This window comes from Anabaena sp. UHCC 0253, from assembly GCF_009712085.1.
In the GTDB taxonomy this organism is placed as follows: domain Bacteria; phylum Cyanobacteriota; class Cyanobacteriia; order Cyanobacteriales; family Nostocaceae; genus Dolichospermum.
The window spans coordinates 347,964-374,285 of the sequence record NZ_VILD01000004.1 but is presented as its reverse complement, the minus strand read 5'-3'; the positions used below and the strand labels follow the sequence as shown (position 1 = coordinate 374,285).

At 37.7% G+C, this 26,322-nt stretch carries 15 protein-coding genes; 4 read left to right on the top strand and 11 right to left on the bottom strand.

From position 1 onward, the window contains the following. Window positions 1–83 precede the first annotated feature (83 nt). On the bottom strand, window positions 84–2,180 hold the full coding sequence (locus FJR38_RS13355) for a prolyl oligopeptidase family protein (protein ID WP_168537734.1): 2,097 nt from the start codon (window positions 2,178–2,180) through the stop codon (window positions 84–86). 148 nt (window positions 2,181–2,328) lie between these two features. Here FJR38_RS13355 and FJR38_RS28515 point away from each other — a divergent pair, with 148 nt between their 5' ends. Both FJR38_RS28515 and FJR38_RS13350 read left to right on the top strand, forming a co-directional pair. Beyond that, window positions 2,329–2,658: a tetratricopeptide repeat protein gene (locus tag FJR38_RS28515; RefSeq protein WP_254445326.1), complete on the top strand. Its 330-nt coding sequence runs from the start codon at window positions 2,329–2,331 to the stop codon at window positions 2,656–2,658. After that, window positions 2,659–5,424 (top strand): CHAT domain-containing protein, encoded by a 2,766-nt coding sequence (locus FJR38_RS13350; protein ID WP_254449456.1) that lies wholly within the window; start codon window positions 2,659–2,661, stop codon window positions 5,422–5,424. Window positions 5,425–5,590: 166 nt separating this feature from the next. Here the strand turns inward: FJR38_RS13350 and FJR38_RS13345 are convergent, their stop codons facing one another. The 5 genes from FJR38_RS13345 to FJR38_RS13325 all read right to left on the bottom strand — a co-directional run bounded on the left by FJR38_RS13345 (window position 5,591) and on the right by FJR38_RS13325 (window position 15,725). Beyond that, window positions 5,591–10,342, bottom strand: coding sequence for a response regulator (locus FJR38_RS13345; RefSeq protein ID WP_168537732.1), 4,752 nt, complete (start codon window positions 10,340–10,342; stop codon window positions 5,591–5,593). Window positions 10,343–10,459: 117 nt separating this feature from the next. Then, on the bottom strand, window positions 10,460–13,393 hold the full coding sequence (locus FJR38_RS13340) for a methyl-accepting chemotaxis protein (protein WP_168537525.1): 2,934 nt from the start codon (window positions 13,391–13,393) through the stop codon (window positions 10,460–10,462). A gap of 16 nt (window positions 13,394–13,409) precedes the next feature. After that, window positions 13,410–13,943 (bottom strand): chemotaxis protein CheW, encoded by a 534-nt coding sequence (locus FJR38_RS13335; RefSeq protein ID WP_168497906.1) that lies wholly within the window; start codon window positions 13,941–13,943, stop codon window positions 13,410–13,412. A 13-nt stretch (window positions 13,944–13,956) separates the two neighbouring features. Further along, on the bottom strand, window positions 13,957–14,322 hold the full coding sequence (locus FJR38_RS13330) for a response regulator transcription factor (protein ID WP_168497908.1): 366 nt from the start codon (window positions 14,320–14,322) through the stop codon (window positions 13,957–13,959). 176 nt (window positions 14,323–14,498) lie between these two features. Next, window positions 14,499–15,725 (bottom strand): response regulator, encoded by a 1,227-nt coding sequence (locus FJR38_RS13325; protein WP_168497910.1) that lies wholly within the window; start codon window positions 15,723–15,725, stop codon window positions 14,499–14,501. A 600-nt stretch (window positions 15,726–16,325) separates the two neighbouring features. Between FJR38_RS13325 and hmpF the strand changes: the two genes are divergently transcribed. Then, window positions 16,326–18,077 carry a pilus motility taxis protein HmpF gene (gene hmpF, locus FJR38_RS13320; protein ID WP_168537523.1) on the top strand — a complete coding sequence of 584 codons (1,752 nt, stop codon included), beginning with the start codon at window positions 16,326–16,328 and terminating at the stop codon, window positions 18,075–18,077. A gap of 159 nt (window positions 18,078–18,236) precedes the next feature. Here hmpF and tilS read toward each other — a convergent pair whose 3' ends face one another. The 5 genes from tilS to FJR38_RS13295 all read right to left on the bottom strand — a co-directional run bounded on the left by tilS (window position 18,237) and on the right by FJR38_RS13295 (window position 25,662). After that, on the bottom strand, window positions 18,237–19,211 hold the full coding sequence (gene tilS, locus FJR38_RS13315; protein ID WP_168537521.1) for a tRNA lysidine(34) synthetase TilS: 975 nt from the start codon (window positions 19,209–19,211) through the stop codon (window positions 18,237–18,239). Continuing rightward, entirely contained in the window at window positions 19,186–19,911 is a 726-nt protein-coding gene (locus FJR38_RS13310) for a sterol desaturase family protein (protein ID WP_371418197.1), read from the bottom strand. Before FJR38_RS13310 ends, tilS begins: the two co-directional genes overlap by 26 nt. A 391-nt stretch (window positions 19,912–20,302) precedes the next feature. Further along, window positions 20,303–21,601, bottom strand: a complete 1,299-nt coding sequence (locus tag FJR38_RS13305; RefSeq protein WP_168537730.1) for an MFS transporter — start codon at window positions 21,599–21,601, stop codon at window positions 20,303–20,305. A 20-nt stretch (window positions 21,602–21,621) separates the two neighbouring features. Beyond that, entirely contained in the window at window positions 21,622–22,635 is a 1,014-nt protein-coding gene (locus FJR38_RS13300; RefSeq protein WP_168537519.1) for an iron-siderophore ABC transporter substrate-binding protein, read from the bottom strand. Window positions 22,636–22,734: 99 nt separating this feature from the next. Continuing rightward, entirely contained in the window at window positions 22,735–25,662 is a 2,928-nt protein-coding gene (locus FJR38_RS13295) for a TonB-dependent siderophore receptor (protein WP_174763994.1), read from the bottom strand. Between the two features lie 270 nt (window positions 25,663–25,932). Here FJR38_RS13295 and FJR38_RS13290 point away from each other — a divergent pair. Next, a partial coding sequence (locus FJR38_RS13290) for a DUF4277 domain-containing protein (RefSeq protein WP_168535242.1) occupies window positions 25,933–26,322 on the top strand: 390 nt, incomplete at its 3' end.

Here is a 26,322-nt window from a genome sequence, read left to right as displayed (position 1 = left end):
GCGAAGCATTCGGAAAATAAACTTGGGAAAAACCGATAATTTGTCACCCGAATGCTTCGCCCCTACAGGCTTTGTTTCAATTGTTAATTAACCCCCAATACTTTTACCACAAAACCCCACTTATCTGCTGCTTCTTCAATAATTTTAGCTGTTGGTTTACCTGCACCATGTCCGGCTTTTGTTTCAATTCTAATTAGTACAGGAGCATCACCACCATGATTTTCCTGTAAAGCCGCAGCAAATTTAAAACTGTGAGCAGGAACAACCCGATCATCATGATCTGCGGTAGTAATTAAAGTCGCTGGATAGGCTGTTCCCGGTTGCAAATTATGTAAAGGTGAATAGGCAGACAAAATTGCAAATTCTTCTGCATTTTCCGCTGAACCATATTCAGGAACCCAAGCCCAGCCAATGGTAAATTTATGGAAACGTAACATATCCATCACACCCACTGCGGGTAAAGCTGCACCAAATAAATCAGGGCGTTGTGTCATACAAGCTGCCACCAACAATCCTCCATTACTACCTCCAGCGATCGCTAATTTTGCAGGTTGAGTATAATTATTAGTAATTAACCATTCCGCAGCAGCAATAAAATCATCGAAAACATTTTGCTTTTTCTCCTTCATTCCTCCTTGATGCCATTCTTCTCCATATTCACCACCACCACGCAAATTAGGCACGGCATACACTCCCCCCATTTCTAGCCAGATTAACATACTTACTGAAAAATTTGGGGTTAAGGAAATATTAAAACCACCGTATCCATAAAGATAAGTGGGATTATTCCCATCTAGTTTAATCCCTTTTTTATAAGTAATAAACATGGGTATTTTTGTGCCATCTTTACTTTCATAAAAAACCTGTTTTGTCTCATATTCATCAGGATTAAAATCTACTTGAGGTTGCCGGAAAATTTCACTTTTACCAGTTTGCATATCATAACGGTAAATAGTCCCCGGCTTGGTAAAACTAGTGAAACTATAAAAGGTTTCTGTATCATGACGTTTACCTGCAAACCCATTAGCTGAACCAATTCCTGGTAATTCTACTTCTCGCACAAAGTTACCCTTTAGGTCAAATATTTTAACTTGACTATGGGCATCTTGGAGATAATCAGCCACAAATTGATGATTGAGAATACCAACACTTTCTAATGTTTCTACAGCTTGAGGAATAATTTCTTGCCAATTTTCTGGTTGGGGATTTTTAATATCAATGGCAATAACTTTACCTGTTGGTGCATTTAAATCTGTCCGAAAATAGAAAACACTATCGTCATTATCAATAAAGCTATAGTCTGCTTCAAATTCATTAATTAGTTCAATAACTTCACTATCAGCATTTGTTATATCTTTGTAAAAAACCAAATTCTTAGAATCTGTTCCTAACCACACGGAAATAATCAGATATTTACCATCTTCTGTGACACTACCACCAAAACCCCATTCTTTCTGATCAGGACGATGGTAAACTAAAATATCCTCAGATTGAGATGTACCAAGTTTGTGATAATAAAGCTTTTGGTAATAATTAACATCTGTTTTAGAAAATTGCTCCTCTTGGGAAGATCCTTCTAATTTAGGTTTTTCATTTGGTTCATCATAACGACTATAGAAAAAACCTTGATGATCATGAGTCCAAGAAGCACCAGAAAATTTAATCCATTGTAAATGATCTTTTAAATCCTCGCTTGTGGTAATATCTCTAACTTTCCATTCTTGCCAATCAGAACCAGAACTAGATAAACCATAAGCTAAAAGTTGACCATTTTCACTGATAGAAATTCCGGAAAGAGCAACTGTACCATCTTCTGAAAGTTGATTAGGATCAAGTAAAACTCTCGGTTCTGAATCTAGAGTTGGGAGTGTGTAAAGGACACTTTGGTTTTGGAGTCCATCATTTTTGAAATAAAAATAATTTTCACCTTCTTTAAAAGGAGTCCCATATTTTTCATAATCCCAAAGTTTGGTCAGTCGCTGTTTAATTTTTTCCCTAGCAGGAATTGCGTTTAAATAGCTAAAAGTCACTTGATTTTGCGCTTCAATCCAAGCTTGAGTTTCTTCTGTATCCGGGTCTTCTAAAGCCCGGTAAGGGTCGGCAATCTTAGTTCCGTGATAATTATCTATTTGATTACTTTTGCTAATGGTGGGATAGGTAAGGGCTTTTTTTAATGTCAGACATAACTTAAAGATAAATAAGATTGTTATATCTATACTAATATCTGATTGCTGCTTGTTGCATGGTATAGGAAGTTAAATTGGGAAAAATTATTTGCTACACTGATATACGGTATCAAACTGAATTCAATTAAAAAATTAAAAAAATATGAACTTACGTTTAACTGTGGCAATTATTTTGCTCACATTAGGTTCTCCCTATTGTGTTTTTTATCTTTCCGAACAGGTAATTGCTCAAGCACCAACACCAACATCTGAAGAAAAAATCATTGAAGCCGTTTATTTGAATAATCAAGGTGAAGCTTTAATCTATAAAGATATAATTGGTTTAGATGATTTGCAAGCAGGGCTAAAATTATTTCAAGAATCCTTAGCCATTTTCCAAAAATACGGTGCTAAGGGGGGTGAAGGTAATAGTCTTGTGAATATTGGTTATGTGTATCTTCGCAAAGGAGAATATTTAAAAGCGATAGAATAATTGCAATCAGCTTTAGCTATTCACAAGGCGACAAAAAACCGTCAAAATGAATGGATACCTCTTTCCTATATGGGTGAAGTTTATGTAAATTTGGGTAACTATCCCCAGGCTTTAGAGTTTTATCAACCAGCTTTAAATATTATTAGGGAACTCAAAGCCACTAACCCCAAAAATGCCAATGATTTTGTTACAGATGAAAAAAATATCCTGACAGAAATTGGTGCTGTTTATTTCCGGTTAGGACAATATCAAAAAGCTCTTGATTACTATCAACAAAATTTAGTAATTGAAAAAGCAGCAAATAATAGAATTAGTGCCGCCCAAACCCTCAATAATATTGGGGTAATTTATATAAATTTGGGTAACTATGCTCAGGCTCTTTCTACATATAAAGAGGCATTAACTACTGTTCAAGATTACTGCTATAAAGAAAAATTAACTTGTTTTTATGGTACAGAAGCCGCAATTTTAAATAATTTGTCAACTACTTATTTTAGTTTAGGTCAATATTCCAAATCTTTAGAACTGGCGGAAAAATCTGCAACTATTTACCAAAAATTCCGTACTAGTGAATATCAGGGAACAACTACAAAAGAGATCAAATTACTTTACAATGCTCTCGGTGAAAATTCCCAAGCCTTACAACAAATTCCTACTCGCGCTAATGTTGGTGATGCTTTTGGTAAAGACTCTTTTCAGTTCCAAGGTGAAGCCCTAAATCTCAATAATATTGGGCAAATTTACTTTAGTTTGGGCAAATATGACCAAGCATTAAATTTATATCAACAAGCTTTAAATATCTACAAAGAAAATAAATACAAACTAGGAATAGGTGTCACGCTGAACAATATTGCCCGGATTAATCATCATCTCAGTAAATATGAGCAAGCCATAGTTTTAAATCAACAAGCTTTAGTTAATTATCAAGAAGTAGGCGATCGCACTGGAGAAGGTATAACTATTAGTAGTATAGGACAAACTTACCATAAACAAGGTCAATATGATAAAGCTTTGGGGTTTTATCAACAAGCTTTAACAATGCACCGCGAAGTTAGTGATCAAGTTAGTGAAGCTGCAACCCTGAAATTCATGGGAGATGTATTATCTGCACAAAATCAACCCCAATTAGCAATCACTTTCTACAAACAATCAGTAAATTTAACGGAAGTAATTCGCCAAAATCTACGCGTTGTTCCTACCGATATTCAACAATCTTACACTAATACTGTATCTGAAAGATATCGCCGACTTGCTGACTTAATGTTAAAACAAAATCGTCCCGCAGAAGCGCAACAAGTTCTAGATTTATTAAAAATCCAAGAAATGAGCGATTTTCTGGGGAATAGACAAAGAAAACCGCAAACAATTGTTAATAACCCAGTGAATAATGCTGTTATTAATAAAGGTGAAAGAGGTGCAAATTCCCAGTCACAGCAACCACAAACATTACCTTTATTACCACAAGAACAACAGATTTCTCAAAAATATAGCGCCATTCAAGATCAAGTCATTACTCTTGGTAAAGAACTCACAAACCTCCGCAAAGTCCCGCAAAATACACGCACACCTATTCAAGAGAAACGAATTGCTGAATTAGTGAAAATTGAGCAAGCAAGTACCGCTGAATTCAATAAGTTTATCAAAAGTCCCTCGGTAGTGGCACTAACTCAACAATTATCAACAACGTCAGCACAGGAAAATTTAAATTTACGCCAACTCAACTCTTTGCGGGATAATTTACGGCAATTAAATCAAAAAGCCTTATTACTTTACCCATTGGTATTAGATGATAGATTAGAATTAGTAATAGTTACTGCTGATGCTCCACCAATTCATCGTACAGTACCAGTTAAAAAAGCAGAATTGGAGCAATTAATTGTAGAGTTTCGTCAATCCCTACAAGTTCCTCATAAAAACAGCAAAATTCCCGGAAATAAATTGTATGATTTACTTATTAAACCCATAGAAAATGATCTGAAACAAGCTGATGCTAAAACAATTATCTATGCTCCAGATGACAAGTTAAGATATATTCCTTTGGCGGCATTATATGATGGTAAAAGTTGGTTGGTGGAAAGATTTACAATCAACAATATTACTGCTGCGAGTTTGACAAAATTAGATCATCAACCCCAAAAATCACTACAAACTTTAGCTGGGGCTTTTACTAAAGGTGATTACACAGTTAAATTAACCGAACGTCAAGAAACTTTTAGCGGTTTGCCGTTTGCGAAGGTGGAAGTGGAAACTTTAGCAAAAACGATTTCTGGCACAAAAATATTGTTAGATGAAGATTTTAATCCTCAAGTCACAATTCCCCAAATGAATGATTATAAAATTGTGCATTTGGCAACTCACGGAATGTTAGTGAGTGGAGATCCAGAAGATTCTTTTATTCTATTTGGTGATGGTAAACGGGCTACTTTACGAGATATTGAAAATTGGTCTTTACCAAATGTAGATTTAGTTGTCTTGAGTGCTTGTCAAACTGGTTTAGGTAAGAAGTTAGGAAATGGGCAAGAAATTCTGGGTTTAGGATATCAAATACAACTAACAGGAGCAAAGGCATCTATAGCTTCTTTGTGGACTGTTTCTGATGGTGGAACTCAAGCTTTAATGAATGGGTTTTATACGGAATTAAAAGCAGGAAATACGACAAAATCTGAGGCTTTACAAAAAGCACAAATTGCCCTAATAAGAAGTAATGATGGATTTAGCCATCCCTATTATTGGGCTGCTTTTGTTTTGATTGGGAATGGATTATGAGTAAAAATTGACAATTATGTAAGGGCGAAGCATTCGGTGTAAGGGCGAAGCAGTCGGAAAATAAACTTGGGAAAAAACCGATAATTTATCGTCCGAATGCTTCTCCCCTACAACTCTTTCTTTTACCTGTCACCTGTCACCTGTCACCTGTCACCTTCTTCTAGCTCTAAATACTCAGAAGTTTTTCTCCTTTCAACATTCGAGAAGCTGCTTCTAAAAGTGCTTCTTCTAAATAAGGTTTAGTAAAGTAGCCACTAGCGCCTAGTTGTACAGCCATTTGTCTATGTTTGTCTGCACCACGGGAGGTAAGCATGGCAATAGGTAAGTGGTTAAGAGTATTATCTTTCTGAATGCGGGATAGTAACTCTAGCCCATCACAACGGGGCATTTCAATGTCACAGAAGACAATATCACAGGGTAAACCAGAACGCAATTTATCCCAAGCTTCTTGGCCATCACGGGCTTGTTCAACACGATAACCAGCTTTATTAAAGGTAAGGGATAGTAGTTCTCGAACTGTGATTGAGTCATCAACGATTAACACAGTTGTTTCCACCTTCTCAACGGTAGGAAGATCCAGTGCAGGAGAACGTGGTTGTTGCCAATTGCCAACAATGTTCTTAGACATCTTACCTTGGAAGATATCAACGATTTCTAAGACATCGGCAATGGGCATAATCATGCCATCACCAAGAACTGTAGCACCAGCTACACCACTCGGTTTAGGTGCTGGTCCTTCAAATTGCTTAATTACAATTTCTTGTTCACTCAAAACCTGATCAATCTGTAAGGCAATCATTGTACTACCTGAGCGGACAACGACTACAGATACCATGTCATCATCTCTATTAGCGCCATAGACGTTACCACGGGTCAACTGACGATTGAAAACCAGGATGTCTTTTAATGGTTTATAGGGGAGCATGGTATCCCGCCACACAATAAATGATTGTCCATTAGCATCTTTTTGAACATTTCTGGCGGGGATATCTAGGGTATCTTCGACACCATCCATGGGGAAAGCGATTCTAGTCCGATCTGAGATGCAGAATAGGGCTTTACAAATACTTAAGGTTAGTGGTAGCCGAATGGTAAAACTAGTTCCTTTCCCTAAAATTGAGTCAGTGCCAACTGTACCGCGAATTTCGCTAATATCGTTTTGAACTACGTTCATTCCCACACCTCTACCTTTGATATCATCCACTTCATCAGCGGTGCTAAAACTAGGGAGGAACAGGAGTTCATAGATATCTGGGCGAGTCATGGTTTTCGCCTGTTCAGGGGTGATAATACCCTTCTTGATCGCTTTGTTTTTAACTTTTTCATGATCGATACCTGCGCCGTCGTCACTGACAGAAATTACGGTTTGATTTCCTTGTTGTAAGGCGCGAATGCTGATGATTCCTGTGGGTGATTTACCTGCGGCTTGGCGCACTGCTGGGGTTTCAATTCCGTGAGCGATCGCATTATTGACCATGTGAGTCAAAGGATCTGTGAGATGATCTAATATCATCTTGTCAATTAAGGTGTCTAAACCTTCTGTCACTAAGTCTACTTGTTTACCATACTTAATGGCATTGTCTCGTACCCCCCGACGCAAGCGATCAATAGCTTGGGTAAAGGGGACCATTCGCGCTTTTGTGAGTCCTTCTTGTAGCTGTCCTGTTGCTTGACGCAGTTGGCGGGCTACCTGTTCTGTTTCTTCGGTAACAAAGTCAATATCACTCGCTGATTCTCTGACTCGAACAATAAATTCAATCATTTCTTGCGCCAGGATATGGAATGGTGTAAACCGATCCATTTCGATTTCGCTAAACCCACGATCATGGGAATTTCCCGATGAGCTACTATTATCTCTGGAGCGGCGACTGGCTAGGAGTGAGGCTTCTAAGAGCGATCGCTCATAGTATTCCTGCATTCTCGCTCCTACATCAGAAAGATGCTGTACCTGAACTAGCAAGTTATCTAATGACTGTCGTAAACGTTCATGATCCTGCTCTAAGGTATTTCTATTTACTACCAATTCCCCAACTAAGTTACTCATATCATCCAGTTGTTTAACTGGAATTTTCATGGTTTCTTCTCTGAGGGTGCGCCGAGTAGTTGGACGTGGTATTTTGCTGCTAGAAGTTTTCGCTGATGTTGCTAATGTGCTAGACATTGTTTGATCAGCTTGTGCTAACAAATCTTCTAATTCACTAAATTCATCTTCTAATCTGGATATAGAAGTTGTCGCCGGTTGATTAATGATCGGTGGCTGTTGGAATACCTGTGGAACTGTGCTTGGTTCTGCATTTTCACCTAGCAATGCTTCTAAGGCTGCAAAATCTTCGTCTTGAATTGATACCTGATTAGCATTTTCTTCTGGTTGCTCTAATAGAGCTTCTATTTCTGCAAATTCATCTAATTCTGGTTGCTCTAATAGGGTTTCTATTTCTGCAAATCCATCTAATTCTGGTTGCTCTAATAGGGTTTCTATTTCTGCAAATTCATCTAATTCTGGTTGCTCTAATAGAGTTTCTATTTCTGCAAATTCATCTAATTCTGTAGTTGCTAATTCTGGAGTTTCTGGGGACAAATTTGACTCTGATTCTAACTCAAAATCAGCAAACGCCGCCCCAAAATCTAACCCAGTTTCCTCCTCAGTTAAAGTAGCCGATACATCATTATCAACAAGGTTTTCGGGAGTGAAAGTTATTTCCTCTGCAAACAAAGATAAATTCTCATTACTGTTTTCTTCCCCAGTCTCAAACAGGAGAGGCTGCTGGGTAAATTCGGGAATTGAATCTAACTCTTCTGGTGCTTGAGAAAAACCATTAATTCCTGATTCCGCCACTTCCCTAGATTCGATGATAGGAAGATGATTCGCGGTAGCATCAACCACATCACCAAATAGATTATCTACTGCTGCTGGGCGATCGCTATCATCATCAGTAGTAAAGAATAGATCCAAAGATTGTTCTTGCTCTTGGAAAATCAGATCAAAATCTTCTCCCCCTAGACTATTATTACTTGCTGGCTGGGAATTAGTAACCTTTTCTACCGATGCAGTAAATAAACTTTCTTCTAACTCTTTAGCTATATCTTGATTAACTGGAGTAGTTGTTTCTGGTTGTGATATATCTACATCACCCCAGAAGTTATCTAGATCGTTGATTGAATTAGAAATATTAGTAATTGTTTCTTCTGTTCCAAACAAATCATCAAATTCATTTGTCAGGAGTGGAGTATTTTCTTCTACTTCTGTAAATAGATTATCTAAAGATAAACTTTCTGGAGTTGATGGTTTTGTTGCTGATTTTTTAGCTGGTGTCGGCGTAATTTCAGCCAAGAGATTAGCATCTTCATTTATGCTAGATTGAGACGAAAATAAACTATCAAAACTGGTTGCAGATTCATTAGATATTTCCGTGGGAGTTTCTGGTTCTGCAATTGTTAATGATAATTCTTCTAGCTGTTCATCAGCATTAATATTTGTTAATTGTGTTATTTCATCATGCTGACGAGATTCTCTAGAAATAGCGATTAATTCTGTCAATACTTCATCTGAAGGAAATTTTAGCTCTGTTTCTGTTTCTAGAAGATTATTCTGTACTACAGATGGAGTATCAACTAATTCTAATGGCGTAGCTGAATCGGTATTGTCTATTTCTAATAGATTGTCATCAAACAGGAAATTTAAATCTTCTGCATTTTGGGGAGTTACTTCATGTTGTTCTGCATCTGCAAAGAAGAGTAAATCATCTAAATCATAGTTATTATTATCAGTCTCACTATCATTAATTGACAATTGATAGTTATTAATATCGTCTAATATTTCCACCTGTTGCCAATTATCATCCAGATCAGGTGTGTCACCTTCAAATAAATCAGCAAGGGTATTTAACTCAGAAATTCCTACCTCTGGACCATTGTGAGCAATATTATTGTCATTTAGAATAACTGGGTGATCATGATTTAATAAAGGTTTATCAGTAAATCCATGAGTATTAATAACATTTACTGGTGTTGCTGGTTCTAAATCTGGTTCTGTTTCCTCAAATTCTAAAAACTCTAGTTCGGGAAGAGCAAATAGTGTTTCTAATTGTTGACTAATAGTGATTTCTGCTGCTCTATTTTGGAGGACTAACTCTTGAGCCTGTTTAATTTCCGTGATCACTATCTTAGCTAAAGTTAGATAACTATTATTGGGATTGGAGATAGCTAGTCCCGCCGATTCACATAAATTGCACCAATTTGATAAATTTAAGTTTCTACCAATTTGGACTAATTGACGACAGCAGTTTTGGAGATTGTCACGGGAAGAAGATAAGCCAGTTTGTTTAAACAGTTGCAGCATTTCCCGCAGGATTTGTAATACCTGACTTTGAAATTCAGTCCAATCCTGATTTTGTCTGATGGTGACGGGTGATGGCTGTGGCTGTACAGGTAAGGGTATATCTAGTTGTAGATGGGTTACAGGTGTATTTTCAGGACTCGTGAACCCAGTATTGCCTGCTTGGACTAGTTTTTCTATATGCTCATTTAGGCATTCCATCGCTGGTTCAGTTTTCGACATCAGCGCCTGGGCTTTTTCCTCCGATAAACCAAATGGATTACCCAGATGATCTATCAGTGCTTTTAAGGTATCACAGACATCTAGAAGTAAAGATTCTAACCTCTGATCCACTTGAACTGGATGATCTTTCAGGATTTTGAAACAATCTTCGAGACGGTGGGATGTGTGTTGAATACTACTCAGACCAAGCATCGCCGCACCACCCTTGATGGAGTGGGCGGCGCGGAAGACTTCATTAATCATTTCTGAATCGTTCAGGGTACTTTGGAGATTAAGTAATCCCTGTTCGATGGTGTTCAGGTGTTCTCTGGCTTCTTCGAGAAAGTAACCTAAAATCCGTTGTTGTTGTTCCGGCTGCATAGTCATAAGTTAATTCAGGTAAAAGGTAAAAGAAAAGGCGCATAGCAAACCGAAAGGTAAAAGACTAGGCATAGAAGTATACAGGGATGTTTACTTTTGCCTTTTTACTTTTGCCTCTTACCTTGATTCGATGGTTTCTACTCGGAAGCGTTCCACAGAGGCAATCAAATCGCGGGATACTCCTACTAAATGTTGCAAAGCTCCAGAAACCCGCTGTGCTTCTTGAGATGTTTCTTGTGCTGTTAGTTCCACGGATTGCATTACTTGTGCCACCGCGCGGGAAGTTTCCGTTTGTTCTACAGTATCACTGGTAATTGAACGTACCAGAATATCAATGTGATCTGCTACTTGAATGATGTTATCGAGCGATCGCTTGGCTTCTTCAGCTAATTTTGTTTGATGAATTACCTGTTGTGTGCCTTCTTCCATCGCCATCATGACGGAGCTAGTCTCACTTTGAATTTGCATCACAATCTGCTCAATTTCTTTTAAGGATTTGGCGGATTTATCTGCTAACTGACGTACTTCATCAGCAACAATGGCAAACCCCCGTCCCGCTTCTCCTGCTCTGGCTGCCTCAATACTGGCGTTCAGTGCTAGTAAGTTGGTGCGGGACGCAATCTGCGAAACTAAGGCGACGATAGAGTTAATTTCTTGGGATGATTCTGCCAGCCTTTTCACTTTTCGGGTAGTTTCGGCTACTGTTTCCCGAATTTCCAAAATCCCCGCTACGGTATTTTCTACGGCTTCTCCTCCTTTTTGGGCAATTTGACTGGCATCGCGGGCTACAGATTCTGCTTCTCTGGCTGCTTCTGCTACCCGTTGGATAGAATCGGTCATTACCTGTACAGAATTCAAGGTGACAGCTAATTCTTCTGCTTGTCGTAAAGCATCCCCAGATAAGGCTCTAGCAAAGGTTTCTGAGTTGGTTGAACCTTTGGTAACATCCCGTGCCGCTACTTTTACCTGTTGAACAATATCCCGCAAGTTTTGAATTGTCAGGTTAAAGGCATCAGCTACTGCTCCGAGTACGTCGGCGGTCACTTCTGCTTGGACTGTCAAATCTCCTCTAGCTGCCCCTTCTACGTCGTCTAGAAGACGAATTACCTGACGTTGCAGGTTTTCTTTGGCTTCTTCTTGTTCAATGGCTTTACGTTGAGCTTCATTGGTAGTGGTAAAAATTACTCTTGCCATGTCGTTAAAGCCAGTGGCTAAGTAGCCTAATTCATCTTCTGAATAGACTGTCGCTTCGACGTTCAGATTCCCTTGACGCACTAAATCAAACTGAGTTTGCAGATCCTTGGTAGAACGGCGAATTTGTCTGAGGGTGAGATTACCCATGAACCCTGCGGTAGCTGCACCTGTAACTCCTGCGGCTAAGGCCATTAACCAACCTGTGTTTCTGACTGATTCTCGCTGTTGAGCCGGTGAGGCTAAAGTTGCTAGTGAGCTAACAAGAGCAACAATAACTGCTGATGCTAACCCGACAGTCCCAGCAATGTACCATTGTTTTTTGTCTAGGGAGGCGTTTTCAAAGACTCCAAATATCCCTTGTTCAAAGGATACGTTGGGTTCTATTTTGGCGACATCGGATTGAGTAAAGACGGGAACTACTTCTTGAGCGCCTGTAATTGTGAATAGTTCTTCATCGCGATCGCCTATGTCCTGATCTGATGAATCATCAATAAATTGATTTAACGAATTTCCCTGACTATCTAGGGCTTCTGAGAGAATACCCTCATCATGAAAACTATCATCTTCGGTGATGTCAAATCCTGGTATATCACCCAGATCATCAAATTCATCAAAGTCGTTTAAAAACTCTATATTATTCTTATTATTAGTGTCTCCACTTAAAATATTGCTGGTATCCTGGCTGGAAATAAAGGTTTCTGCACTAAATTCTCCTTCATCTTCTGCACCAAAAGCTGATTCAAAAGCATCTAAGTCAAAACTATCATCATCAAAACTATTTTTCCCTGATGAAGCATTGACATTCAACTGCTGTTTAGGCGGGGCAGAATTGTTAGTTAGGCTGGCAGATATTGCTTCATGTTGATTTAGTTCTATCTCTGACATAGGTGCTATTTCTTCATCGGAAATCTTATTCACCCAACTATCTTGGCCACTTAGAGACAAGTCATCTTCCAGGCTATCTTGCCAATTATCTTCTATATTATTGTTGATTACCTGTTCGTTAATCTCTAAACCCTCATCTTTTTGGTTTGGGTTTATATCTCCAAAATCATCACCTATCAACTCTTCTATATCTTCTCCCATCAATATTTCCGGGGCATCTTCTTCTTCATAATTAGCTGATAATTTAGTTTCAGCAAAAGGTGAATAGCTATTAGCCCCATCACTTATGCCTAAATTTTCATTTTCTAAATTACTACTAATGCCAGCACTATTTTGACTAGAAGAAATCTCATCTTGCCAAAAAGGAGGTAATTCTAATTGATCTGATATCAGATTATTACTTAGGTGATTATCTTGGCTTACCGAGTCTAAAGACAAGGCAAAAGGATCGTCACTCATCACACCACCCATATCTAATGAGGTGCTGTCAAAGTCCATATTCTCTAAATCACTTGTAAAAGGATTAGATAAAGACGGATTTTCTAGATTATCTAACTGTGGTTCGTAGTCTTCAAAGGACTTGAGTTCAAAACTGTGACTATTCAAATCCCCCATCACTCCCAAATCCAGTGATTCCTCATCTTTGACTACACCATTAGATGACGGTTCAGAGTCTTCATAATTGCCAAAAGGATGTGTATACTGATGGATCGCTGCTAAACAATCATTAGCTAAATTAATCAGTTCTTGTTCATCGGTCAATTTTAATACATTTTGATATTCATCTTTTGCTACTTCATATTCTTGCAAAACATAGTAAATATGCCCCCTTAACAAATGTGAGTCAGGGTCATTTGGTAAATTCTGCACTAACTGATCAATCAATGTGGCAGCAAATTCATAGTCCTGTTGTTCATAGGCTATTCTTGCTTGCTCATAAGTTGGATCGTGATCATCTATACGTGTTGCCATTTCCTCCCTCCCAATTTCATCCTGCCCACCGCGCACTTCGCAAAATTGCTATCTGATCAAGTAGTCGTAAGTATTTATTTTCTTTTTTTGTATCAAATACCCATTCACCACGCAAAAATGGAGCCATAGTATCTGGTACATTATTTTGCGGCCTTAAATCTTGGACATCAAGCCAGTCCATGCCACAAATTTCTTCTACCCCTAAGCCTACTATGGTGTCTTGATCTTCGATAGCAATTACGGGTATTTCGGAACAATCTGTATTTAAGGCAGTTGCTTCACCCAAAAATTGACCTAAATCAGCCACCCAAATTAACCGTCCCCGTAAATTTAGAGTACCTAAAAGTAGGGGGGATGTATTCGGAATTGGGGTAATTCGATCTGGACTAAGTTCAATTACTTCTCTAATCCCAGTTGCTTGTAATGCAAACTCCTGACGTGAGGGCAGATAAAACCTTAAATGTAACTCACCTTCAGGACTTTCTAGTTGTAATTCGGGACGAAATTGATCTTGCCCAGTGCCACTTAAAAAGTCTGGTTTGCTAACCATGTTGTTGTCATCCTTATCCTCGCAGCAGTTGTTTGACTGTTCCTACCAACTCGGTTGGTTGAAAAGGTTTAGCTATGTAGGCATCTGCCCCTTGCTTCATCCCCCAATAGCGATCAAATTCTTCACCTTTAGAAGAACACATGACTACAGGAACATTTTGGGTTTTGGGATCAGATTTTAATCGCCGACAGAGTTCATACCCATTCATTCGCGGCATGACAATATCCAAAACCACTAAATCGGGAGGTGTGTTTTGAATCGCCTCTAAAGCTTCTACACCGTCGCCTGCATGGGTGACTTTTAAGCCACTAGCTTTGAGGAGGTCTGTAATCATCTCCCTTTGGGCAATACTATCTTCAACAATTAGAACTGTACTCATAAATGTCTATTTACCTCCTAATTTAGACGTTCTGGTAGAGAACACGATTTGCTCTCACGACAAAGATTAACTGTATAAATTAAGTCTATTGTTTCACTACTTTACTGTATATGGAAGTTGGTTCAACAAGTAGTTTTATTCTGGTGATAACATTTTTTACCCTATCTTGTACCCAATTAACAAGTCTTGTATCCTATTTGTATACCTGTACAGTAGTCTGAATTTAGATATTGCTCTACTAGCATTAGTAATTCCTGATCTGTAAAGGGTTTTGTCAGATAATCCGTTGCTCCTACCATCCTGGCGCGAACACGATCAATAAATCCGTCTTTGCCAGTTAGCATGATAATCGGTACAACTCTAAATGCGGTGGAGTGCCGCAGCATGGCACAAATCTCGTAACCATCTAATTCTGGCATAGCAATATCACAGAGAATTAAATCTGGCTGAATTTGAAAAACGAGACTAAGGGCTTGCAAAGGATTCGTAATGGAAATTGCTTCATAACCGTTTGATTTTAATATTGACTCTATCGTCTCACAAATGACTAGTGTATCTTCAATACATACTATCCGCCCTTTATAATTTTCGACTTGTTCCCAATTCTGTTTTTGTTTGTGGGGATGATAAGCTTCTGAATATACTAATTGCAGCCAACCCTGCTGTATGTAAGGATATATAGCTTTGGCTACTGTTAAAATATCACGGTTCAAATAGCGAGCTAGTTGGCGTAAAGAAGTTTTTCCATCAGCCCAGCTATGTAATTTTTTGACTGTAACCTCTGGCAATGAAGCACCTAGTTTAGCTATGTCGGCTAAATTAGGTAATTGTTCTGTTGATTGAATATGTGGGTATAATTGCTTCCATTCTTGCACCTGCTTGGTAATTTTGGCAACTAGTGGAGCAATTTCTAATGTGGTTAATTGTGGTACTAGTGCTGTCCCTAGATCAAAAATGAAACTGCCTTGGTGTAAGCTCAAGAGATCAAATAAAGTCTCCTGTACCAAGCCATAAATGATGGTACGAGCAATTTTAGGGGTGATGATGTTTTGCTCCAACAACGCCCAAATATAAGCATACTCTGGAGAATTTGTAGATGTTAGGGATGCAAGTTGTTTGGATTCAAGTCGCTTTTGAACTCGGTAATGACGTAAATAATCGTCAATCCGCGATAAACTACTATCACCTGCTTGGCAATAGACAATTTGACCATTGAGAAAAAAGACAAACCATGATTGTGGTGTACTTTCTCCACCTTGTCGGCATTTGAAAATTTCTTCTCCACTAAGTTTGTTATTTTGGTGTGAGGTATGGGATTCTACCCATAATTGTCCGGTTCGCTGTCCTAACTCGATCAGTTGTAGGATGCTGCAAATATCAATTTCGTTTAAATTTCCCTGCATTTAGCTACAAAGCACTCCTTGCTGTATCAGTGTGATTACTTGATGAATGTTGATCTTGAGCGCCGAAGGAGTCAGGGGTAAAAATCATAAAATTGCCTCAGACTCCACAACACTTTTTTTATTCCCATCCCTCACATCTAGTCTAAATACATAAAATTTGTGGGACTCGGAAATTTATTGATGAGTTGCTCTTCCACCGTACTCGTTACACCTTGATATTGACTCCTATCTTGTCATTTATTTTTTTATGTTTCATGAGGTCAATGTTGATCAGCTAATACAGAGTAGCAATACTATTCTCTATACAAGTAGTCCAGAAAAAAAAATATATGGAACAAATATTAAGATATTGTAATATCATAAGGCTAAAGGCGGTGATTACACGGAAACTGTACTCAGTGAAGTGGTTAAGAGTATATATTAGGGGAGCAGTAAAATGATTTGTATTCAGTATATAGAAGTATCAAAATGTGTCACGTCCCGGAGAATAGTTTTATCTTGGTTGTGCTGCTAAACTAAGTTTAAAGAAAATAAGTTAATAGAATAATCTAAGGTATATCCTAAAACACGGACAAGAAGTACATCAAAAGGATTGACGGTGTGCTGTATTTAGCAGAAGTACAAAAACAGAAGAGTGGCTTACTTGGTGGTGGTGGCAAAAGCGAACTCAAATTGCTCGCTTGTCAACGCAATGACCAAAACTGGAGTCCCGTACCGGACGAAATGATTGTTGCTGATGAAGCCAATAAATTAAATGATGGTGCATTGGTACTGGTGGAATTGAGTCCGAATCGTCAAGTACAGCGGATTCAAGACGCAGGTCGTCCATTGGTGAATATTTTGCAGAATTTTTCCCGACAGGTGGAAAAGTTTAAGCTCAAGGAAGATGAAATTGATCAGTGGAAACAGTCACTGATGATTCAGGTTCAAGAACTGAATCGTCGGGAAATGGAGATGGAATCACGTTGGGAACAAGTACAACAATTGGAGAATGACTTTAATCGTTTAGATACCCAACAACAAACCATTGATGCTTCGCGCATGGAAATTGAACGTTTACGGGCAGATGTTGAACGTAATCGTCAGGAGTTGGAAGGGGCTTGGGAGCATCTACGCGGTGAACAACGTCGTTTAGAACAGCAAGAGACGAATTCCCAAAACTCTCAGGCTATAGATAGGGAAAAAGGTCAGGTATTAAGTGATTTACTTAATCGCTTATCTAGTCAGATTAATCCTATTGAAACAGTAAGAGAAAGCCTAAATTGTGCTGTGGAGTTGGTGGAGAAGCAACAGGACGCTCTTAATCCATATTGGCAACAGTTGGATATACAACGTCATGCAGCTAATCAGCATCAACAGGAGATAGAGGAACTAACAAAAACTCTAGGCGATCGCCAAAACGCATTAAAAATTGCACAAAGTTCTCTAGAACAACAGATTACTCAGGTGCAATTAAAGGTCGCAACAGTTGATAGTAAACGGGAGTTAGCTGTTATACTCAAACACCATTTGGGAACTGAGGAGAATTTGTACCAAAAGCTCAGTTTTTTGGCAACTAACACAGATGCTGAAATCCCCAAACAGGATGTTGATGTAGAAGCTTTGCAGCAAATGCCCTTAGCAGAATTGGAAAGGATGGTGCAAGACTGGCAGGAGAAATTAGATAGGGATTCCGGTTTTGTTCAAGAACAAGAACAAGAACTGAAATACAAGCAAGAACTTATAGAAGAACTCCAAGAAAAAATTGCCAATTCTTTTGGAGAAGAACGGACAAATTTAGAGTCTGAATTAGCCGATGAACGTGATCTTTATGAAATGCTAAACGAAAGCTTAGTAGGACAAAGACGCAATTTAAATGGGCAGCAAAAGACTCTCCAACAAAATCAATTTATATTATGGCAAAGGCAAGGAGTTACTGTTGATTTACATAGTGAATCTAGTGATTTAGCATCAATTGTTTTGGAGATTGAAGGGCAAAAGCAACAAAAATCCCAGGAACTACAAAACTTAGAGGGTGATATAGAACGGATACTGACTGCTATTAACGCAGATCAGGAGACGATTGATCATCAAACTCAAGCAGTAGAAACTGATCTTCAAGCGGTTCAATCTCTGGAAGAGCAACTCTTAAATCTACGAATAGCGACTGTCGAATGTGGGAGTAAAGTCAATCTTTATCAAGAAGCTTTACAACCTATTCAAGATGCTCTGGATGGAGTTCGGGATCAGTTACAAAGAATTGCTGAATCTTTAACTCAAGCGCAAACAACTGGCGATCATCAGTTACAAATTATGGACGAGATGCGTCAGGCTGTCCAAGATTTGATGAATTTACCAGAGGTATTAATCTAGCAATCATGAAGGATTAAATATCCTTCTTTTTGCTTTGAGAGTGTTTCAAACAATAAATGATCCAAAACCAGAGATTGCTTCATTCCGCTCCGCTCCATATGGCTAACGCCACGCTCCGCGAACGCAATGACAATTGGGCATTTTTTTACTTGGAATACTTTAATTGATATAAATCCAGTTGCCTTGGACTATCGCTATTGCTCCACCAGGAAAAGGATCAGTCTGGGAACGATTGGGGGCTGTAATTAAAGCCGTTAATTTTTCAATGTGTTCAAAGTTGGGAGCATCGGGAAGTATTTCTAGGAGTACCTGACGCATCACGCGCCGTTGTATTGCTAAGGGTGCTGTTCGTAATATGCTTTTGTTTAACTGTAAATCACCTTTTTCATCTGTTGCTAAGGCTTCTAGCCGCCACTGATGGGCTGTTTGTTCTAGATATTCTACCTCGGCTTGTAGTAGTTCTGCTGTTTGAGCTAGATTTGCTTCTACTTGGGGGTTGAAATTTTCTTGTAAATATGGGATTAATTCTTGACGAATACGATTTCGCGCATATTGTAAATTTTTATTTGTGGAATCTTCCCAAATTGGTAAATTAAATTCTTGGCAAAATTGCTCTGTTTGGGAACGGGTAACTGCCAATAATGGACGGACTAAAATGATATTCTCAGTTAATGGACGTTGCCAATTTAAAGCTTGTAAACCATCTGCACCAGTACCACGCATTAAATTATATAGTAGAGTTTCCGCGCGATCGCTCGCCGTATGTCCAGTAATAATATATTGATAATTATGAATTTGGGCAATTTTAGTTAAAGCTTGATATCGCCAATTTCTGGCTGTGGCTTCACTATTTACAGGTTGATGAGCAGTTTCTAAATAAAAAGGTGTCTGCCAATTGCGTGCTAAATTTTCAACATGATGAGCATTAGCTTGAGAATCATCGCGCCAACAATGATCACAATGAGCGATCGCTAAATTCCATCCCCATTTAGGTTGTATATCTAATAATAATTTAATTAGGCATAAAGAATCTTGTCCTCCAGAAACTGCAACTAATAGCCTTTGGTTGGGTGTAAATAGATGGCGATCGCGAATGGTACGATGTATTTTAGCGTGGAGAGGAGTCCATCTCATTATTTTTCTTAACTAAGGGAATCTCATTCATAAATGGCGTTTTGATCATCACATCTGTATCCATCAATTTATCCCAAAACCGAAAATAAAGACCATAATTACAATTGAATTTGTGATGATGAAGAGTGTGGTGTGTTGGTGTAATCCAATGTTCATTCCATAACCCACGCATCCATGAAAGTGGATAAACTTCATAACCTGTGTGATTAACAACGCCAAATATCGTCATTAATGTTAGTAATAATCCCACCATGCTAATGTGAATGGGAATAATAAAAATCAGAATGGGAATAATAATTGCCGTCATCATACTCTCGACTGGATCAAAAGAAAAAGAAGTCCAGGGAGTAGGATTAATAGATTCGTGATGTATTTTATGAAAGCGACGATATATGCTGGGAATGTGCAACCAGCGATGAGTCCAATAAAAATAAGTATCGTGTAAAAACAAATATATAAATAGGCTAATTGGCAAATACGCCCAGCTATATTGTATAGGATTTATATAAACCTTTGTTTGTCCCAAAGCGATCATTTCCATCATAAAACCACTTGGTAAGGCAAAAATGAAGCACGATAACAGCGACCATCTGATTTCACTCTTCATTTTACTCTTGCGTTCATCCATATCATGAAGACGACGAACTTCCCAAGACTGGGGACGACGAACCCAAAGTAACCAATAGAGTAGCGAAGACACAATCAGGTATCGTGTCGAAAGCACGAAAAACATGAATAAACTTGAGATACCAAATTGTGGCAGACTAGGGAGCATAAAATAAATTTTTAGTGACAGAGGTTGTTTGAAAAGTTCTTGATCACAAATCGAAATTATACAGATTTTTAGCAACAATGCTATAGCAGGAGTCAGATTTTACAATTATTAATGTTATCATATTTTTGTTTGAAAGCATAAATTAATTGGGCGTTGCTGATTGAATGTATGAATTAGCCTCACGCAAAGGCGCAAAGGCGCAAAGAATTAAGAGTTAAAGATATCTAATTTGTAAATTTCATACTCTGATTCAGCAACGCCATTAATTGATATAGTCACCATTGCATCCCACACGAAAAAGTTTTCAAACACCCTCTTAGGGTATTTTTGCTATTTGTGGGTATTCAACATCATGATCAGGGACAATATATTCTACATTCCGCAATTTGGGGTAAGCATATCCACCCAAACCAACTAACAACAAACCTAGAGAAGAAATCACATACAAAATTGCCATTCCTGCACCTTTACCAGTTCCAAATAAACCACTAAACAAGGGTGTAAGACTACCTCCTAGCATCATAGCAGGTTCAAAAACATGGTCAGCAAGCAAAGCAGAAATGAAGACAGCGATCGCCGAAACAATCTGTTGAATACTAGATTCAGTAGCAAAGACTCGTCCTTGTAAATCTGGTCTAACTTTACTCAACAAAATAGCTGTACTGGAACTTGTCAACATAGGAAAATTGAGGGAAGAACAAAATTGTGCGGGTAGCCAAATCATTAATCCTTGTGCAGAACCAAATACTGTTTTGCTGATTCCAGCCCCAATCATTCCTAACAAAAAGCCATTTATCCGCCGTTTAGAACCACCCCAAATACTCAGAATTATAGTTCCTGTCACTCCACCCAAGCCAGCCGCAGAAGAGATACTTCCTAACACTGTTGCATTGTTATTTGTCCGTGCCAAAATCATCGCAGAAGATAAGGTTGCACCGATATCATGAAAGAACCAAAATAAAGAACCAGTTGCGATCATAGCGAAGAGACTCGGACGTGCTATAAGATAGCGAAAGCCAAAGATTATTTCTTGCCAAAAATTGAGATCGTTCTGAGATTTATTGTTGATGTTTAGTTGGGGAATATGGACTGTGAAAATGGTAGCGATCGCTATTGTAAAACTAACCAGATCAATCACTAAAATTCCACTCAAATGAATCATATAATAGAGTACGCCTGCCAATCCTGGAGCGATAATAATTGAACCGTAATGAATAGCAGAATTCATACTACTAGCGCGAGTGTATTGCTGTTTGGGAACTAGCATAGAAATTGATGCTGAATATGCCAGAGATTGAATTTCACCAAAAGCCCCATTCACAGCACTAGTTAAATAAAGATGCCAAGTTTCTAATTGATTATTTAAATAAACATAACAGATAAATACAGTAGATATAGCTGCTACTGCATCACCAATTATCATCAATAATTTTCTATTTACACGGTCTACAATTAATCCTGAAACCAATGTAATTAAAATACTAGGAATCAAAGTAAATAAACTGAGTAAAGCTAATGTAGTTACCTGACTTGTCAGTTCCCAAGCCCAGAGTTTGATAGCAAAATTGGTCATAGAACTACCAATGCTTGATATAAACTGACCAAACCAGATAATAAAAAAGTACGCATTTTAGATTAATTAATTATATTAATATTATTCATTTTTTGATCAAGAAGATATTTAAATAAATCATCAATTATTACATTGGCTGACAAAATACTACCAAATATCCAGTAACTAGAATCAACACTATAAACTTGTTGATTTTTCACTACATTTAGTGTTTGCCAAAGACGAGAATTTTGATATTTATGAAATAGGTTTTTAGCTCCCGGATCTACAGCTACAAATAAAATATCTGCATCGAGTAAATCTATTCTTTCTAAGCTGAGAATAATTAAATTATCATCAGGAGACTTGATTAAATTCTTTTGATTATCTGGCATAGAAATTCCTAATTCTGCCAAAATACTTCCAGGAAAAGAATATTGAGAACGAAATTCAGGTAATTGAACTTGTCCATGAAATCTACTTACAGAAACTTTGATTTTCTCAACTTTATTACCCAACACAGACCGGAGACTTGTTAATTTTTCTTGATATTGAGTTAATAATTCTTTAGCGACATCACTTTTACCTAATACATCACCCATTTGTTGTAAAGAATCTTTCCACCCACTTTGAGAATATTTCACCTTGACTGTAGGGGCAATTTGCGAAAATAATTTATAGGTTTCTGGATTAATACCGTATAAACTAACAATCAAATCTGGCTGTAAATTGACAATAGCCTCAATGTTTAACTGATTCTCGTTACCTATATAAGTTATACCTGCTATTTTATTACCCAAAAAATTAGCTTTATTCGCTACAAAAGCAGATTCTGGTGCAGCTATTGGTTTTATTCCTAATGCTAATACTACCTCTAAAGCTAATTGTTCAGTGACTATTACCCGTTTGGGTTGAAGTGGAATACAACTTTCACCTAATTCATGTTTAACTAACCGACATTCTGCCGCTAATGCTAATGGCTTTGTTTTGATTTCTCCAGTATTTTGATGAAACCCACTATGACAAGCAGTAACTATCAATAAAGAGATAGCAGTTAAAATACATAGCCTGAGAGCAGCAAAATATCCTTTTTTCATTGGTTTTAATCTGAAAACATTCACCAAGTATTGAAAGTTTTAGAGGCGGGATTTTCCCGCCAATTGAAGTTAATTATTTAACCCTATTCTCAATGCAAATCAAAAATCGAAAGAAACCGTTCCCAATACTGTTAATGGTGCAGCCGGAACAATAAAGAAACCTTGAGACTCGTAATACTTAGTATCCAAGAGGTTTTTAAAATTAATAGCAGCACGCCAATTATCCCGTTTATAGAAAACACTAGCATCAGTTCTAACGAATGAAGGAATTTTCAAATTATTTGGTAAACTCGCTTCCCTTTCTCCAGCATAAACAAGTCCAATTCCTAAACCGAATCCTTGCAAATTACCTTTTTGAAATTCATAAGTAGTCCATAAACTTGCACTGTTGTAAGGTACACCAACCAAGCGATTATCTTGTAAGTCATTATCTTTGGTAACGTTGGCATCTGTATAAGCATAAGTACCAATTATTTTCCAACCAGGAAGAACTTCACCAACAACATCTAATTCAAAACCACGGCTTTTTTGTTCACCTGTTTGAATGCTAAAGTTATCATCTTCAGGATCTGTTGTTAAAACGTTTTGCTTGGTAATATCGAAATAAGCTAAAGTTGCTGATAACCGTTTATTCAAAAACTCCTGCTTAATTCCTACTTCAAATTGTTCTGCCGTTTCCGGTTTAAAAGGTTCATTATTGCGAGTCTTGCCAAATATTTGTGGATTGAAAGAATTAGTCCAACTAGCATAAATTGATGTAGAATCAGTTGGTTGATAAACTAACCCTACTCTTGGCGAAAACTTAGAGTCTGAAGTCTCATCATAGACTGTACCAGTTTCTACATCTCGATAAAAAGAATCAACATTATCAAAACGACCACCAGCAAGTAATTTAATTTGTGGTGTTAGTTCTACTAAATTTTGGAAATAGACTGCAATATTATCTCCACCATATTCTTCATTAGACCTGCTCAGATTCGTAGGTGCTGGTGCGCCATAAACAGGGTTAAAAATATCTAAATCACCAATGCTGCCACTCAAAAAGTCGTACACATATCTGTAATTAGATAACTCCAATCCTACAAGCACATTATGGGCAATTGAACCTGTTTTAAATTTGCCACTAATTTCATTTTGAAATGTTAAATTATTCTGGTCTTCATCAACATTGCGATATGCTCGTAATACTGTCCGTTCATCGGCATTTACACGCCTTGGCTGCACACCTCTAGTATTACCACTAACATCAATTACATTAAAAACCTGACGGAATTTCCAATTATTGTTGTCCCCAAATTCACTTTCTAGTGTATAGGTGAAATTATTAGATTTCAATTCACCTCGGTTGAGATTAGGTTCACCTAAAAAACGGTTGATAGGCAAATCAAAAACTACCTTATTATTGGAAGGAAAACCCCGTTCAAAAGTGTAGTCATATTTTTGATATTCATAACCAAAGGTAAGATTTGTCCTTTCTCCCGCTTTGACGGTAATCATTGGGGCAATAAAGGTACTTTCATTTTCTACGAAATCACGAAAACTTTTCGCATTTTCGTAAGCTGCATTAAGTCTGTAAAGTGCGGATTTATTTTCTAATAAAGGTCCAGAAAAATCAATTGTTCCTCGATAAAAGTCATTATTGCCAATTGTGCCATTCAGTTGATAAAAAGGATCTTCCAGGGGCTTTTTAGTAATAGTATTGACAACACCACCGGGACTGGTGGCGCTACCATACAAAACTGATGCAGGTCCTTTGAGAAATTCTACCCGCTCCACATTAGCGACATCACGAGGACTCAAAAATCCAAAATCTTTTACACCATCACGCAGAGTTTCAAAACCTGTAGAAAAACCACGAATAAAGTAACCTTGAGATGCTAGTCCACCATAGGTTTCTTGAGGACGTACACCACTGACATTATCTGCTAGTTCGTTAAGTCTAATTACTTGGCGGTCTTGAATTATTTCTTTGGGAATAACTTGTACAGATGCAGGAATATCACGCAATGGTACGTTTATTTTAGCGGCAGTTGTAGCTTCGGGAATAAAGTAACCGCTATTTTTTTCACCTGTAACTATTAATTCTATTGGTGTTTCTGAAGCAGTTGTTTCTTCTGGTTGAGTTTGATTTTCTGATTGGTTTGTTGGTGTTTCTGGTTGAGGGGTGGAAGCAGTAGAAGTGACACCAAAAATTAAACCATCGTTACTATCAAATAATTCTACCGTGGGTGTATTATCTGTTCCCGTCACAGTAACTCTGATGGTATTGCTATTAAAGTTAGAAATTGTGATATCGCTAACTCCAGGAATAGGTTGTTTTTGACTAACTGTATCACCATTGGGTAGAGTAAGCTGGGCTGAGGGAATGTCAACAATAAAAGTGTTACCGTCTTTTTTCGACGCTACTTGTAATTTGTCACCTTCTGGAGTCGCTAAGATTATTTCTAAGCCGTTGTTAGTCTTGTTAAATTTAACTTCACTAATTTTAACTACTGTTTGATTTTGCTGTATTGAAGTAGTAGCAGATGCGACGGGTGCAAGTTCAAAAATTAAGCCTTCATCACCATCAAATAATTCGGCGATTGGTACACCTTTTTCACCTGTAACTGTTAGTTGGACGGTGTTAGCATTTGTTTGGGTGACGCTGACATTGGTAATACCTGCAACTGGATTTTTTTGGTTAAAACTGTTTTGTTTACCCAGTGATAGAACTGTATTAGGTATTTCTACTATAAAATTACTGCTTTGGCTTTTATTGACTGGATTTAGTGCGTCTATATTAGGAGTTTCTAAAATTACTTCAATGCCTTTAGCAGTGGTATTAACTTTAATTCCTGTAATTTTTGCAACTGATGTATTGCCTTTTTGTGCTAGTAGTTGCGCTGCACTGGTTGAATAATGTTCTTTGTCTTCAACGCTAGGTATTTCTTGTGGTTGTTTTTGGGCATACGCTGGTTGTACTAAGCTGCTGATAACAGCTAATGCTAATCCTATCGAACGTATCTCATTAATTAATTCAGATTTCATTCCCGTTACTCCTTACCCTACACCTGTAAACAGAGTTTTCTCTAAGTTTGATACTGGTGTGCTTCCACATCCAGCAGCAACTTTCACGCTCAAATCTATGACGCAATAATTTCTTGATAGTGGTTTATCTTTTATCCCACATTCCGCAGATACTAAAGCAAATTTAGGAATTAAAAATTTTCATAAATAAAAGCCTGAAAAGATTGCCTAGCAAAGATTTCAGGCTTTTATTTGTTAAAATAATCAAATCAAATAGAGATGGGAAAAACCATGAAAGAGTCTCAAGTTGGCATGAAAATCCTAAATATAGACCATTTGGGAATAGTAGCAGGAATAATAGACGAAATGGAATTGGTAGAAGAAGTGAATAAAATAGTGGGAATAAAAATAAAAGAAACCCTAACACCAGGACAAGTAATAAAAGCAATGATTTTAAATGGATTAGGCTTTTTAAGCGCCCCATTATATCTATTTGGAGAATTTTTCGTAGGAAAATCAACAGAACATTTAATAGGAGAAGGAGTATTAGCATCACATTTAAATGATGACAAACTAGGAAGAGAACTAGACAAGTATCATCAAGTAGGAACAACAAAAATATTTACAGCAGTAGCGATAAAAGCAGCCCATAAATTCCAAGTAGAAATGGATAGTATTCAT

Coding starts and splice junctions, on each gene's coding strand:
- FJR38_RS28515 (WP_254445326.1), top strand. CDS start 2,329: ATGAACTTACGTTTAACTGTGGCAATTATTTTGCTCACATTAGGTTCT.
- FJR38_RS13345 (WP_168537732.1), bottom strand. CDS start 10,342: ATGCAGCCGGAACAACAACAACGGATTTTAGGTTACTTTCTCGAAGAA.
- FJR38_RS13340 (WP_168537525.1), bottom strand. CDS start 13,393: ATGGCAACACGTATAGATGATCACGATCCAACTTATGAGCAAGCAAGA.
- FJR38_RS13335 (WP_168497906.1), bottom strand. CDS start 13,943: ATGGTTAGCAAACCAGACTTTTTAAGTGGCACTGGGCAAGATCAATTT.
- FJR38_RS13330 (WP_168497908.1), bottom strand. CDS start 14,322: ATGAGTACAGTTCTAATTGTTGAAGATAGTATTGCCCAAAGGGAGATG.
- FJR38_RS13325 (WP_168497910.1), bottom strand. CDS start 15,725: ATGCAGGGAAATTTAAACGAAATTGATATTTGCAGCATCCTACAACTG.
- tilS (WP_168537521.1), bottom strand. CDS start 19,211: ATGAGATGGACTCCTCTCCACGCTAAAATACATCGTACCATTCGCGAT.
- FJR38_RS13300 (WP_168537519.1), bottom strand. CDS start 22,635: ATGAAAAAAGGATATTTTGCTGCTCTCAGGCTATGTATTTTAACTGCT.
- FJR38_RS13295 (WP_174763994.1), bottom strand. CDS start 25,662: ATGAAATCTGAATTAATTAATGAGATACGTTCGATAGGATTAGCATTA.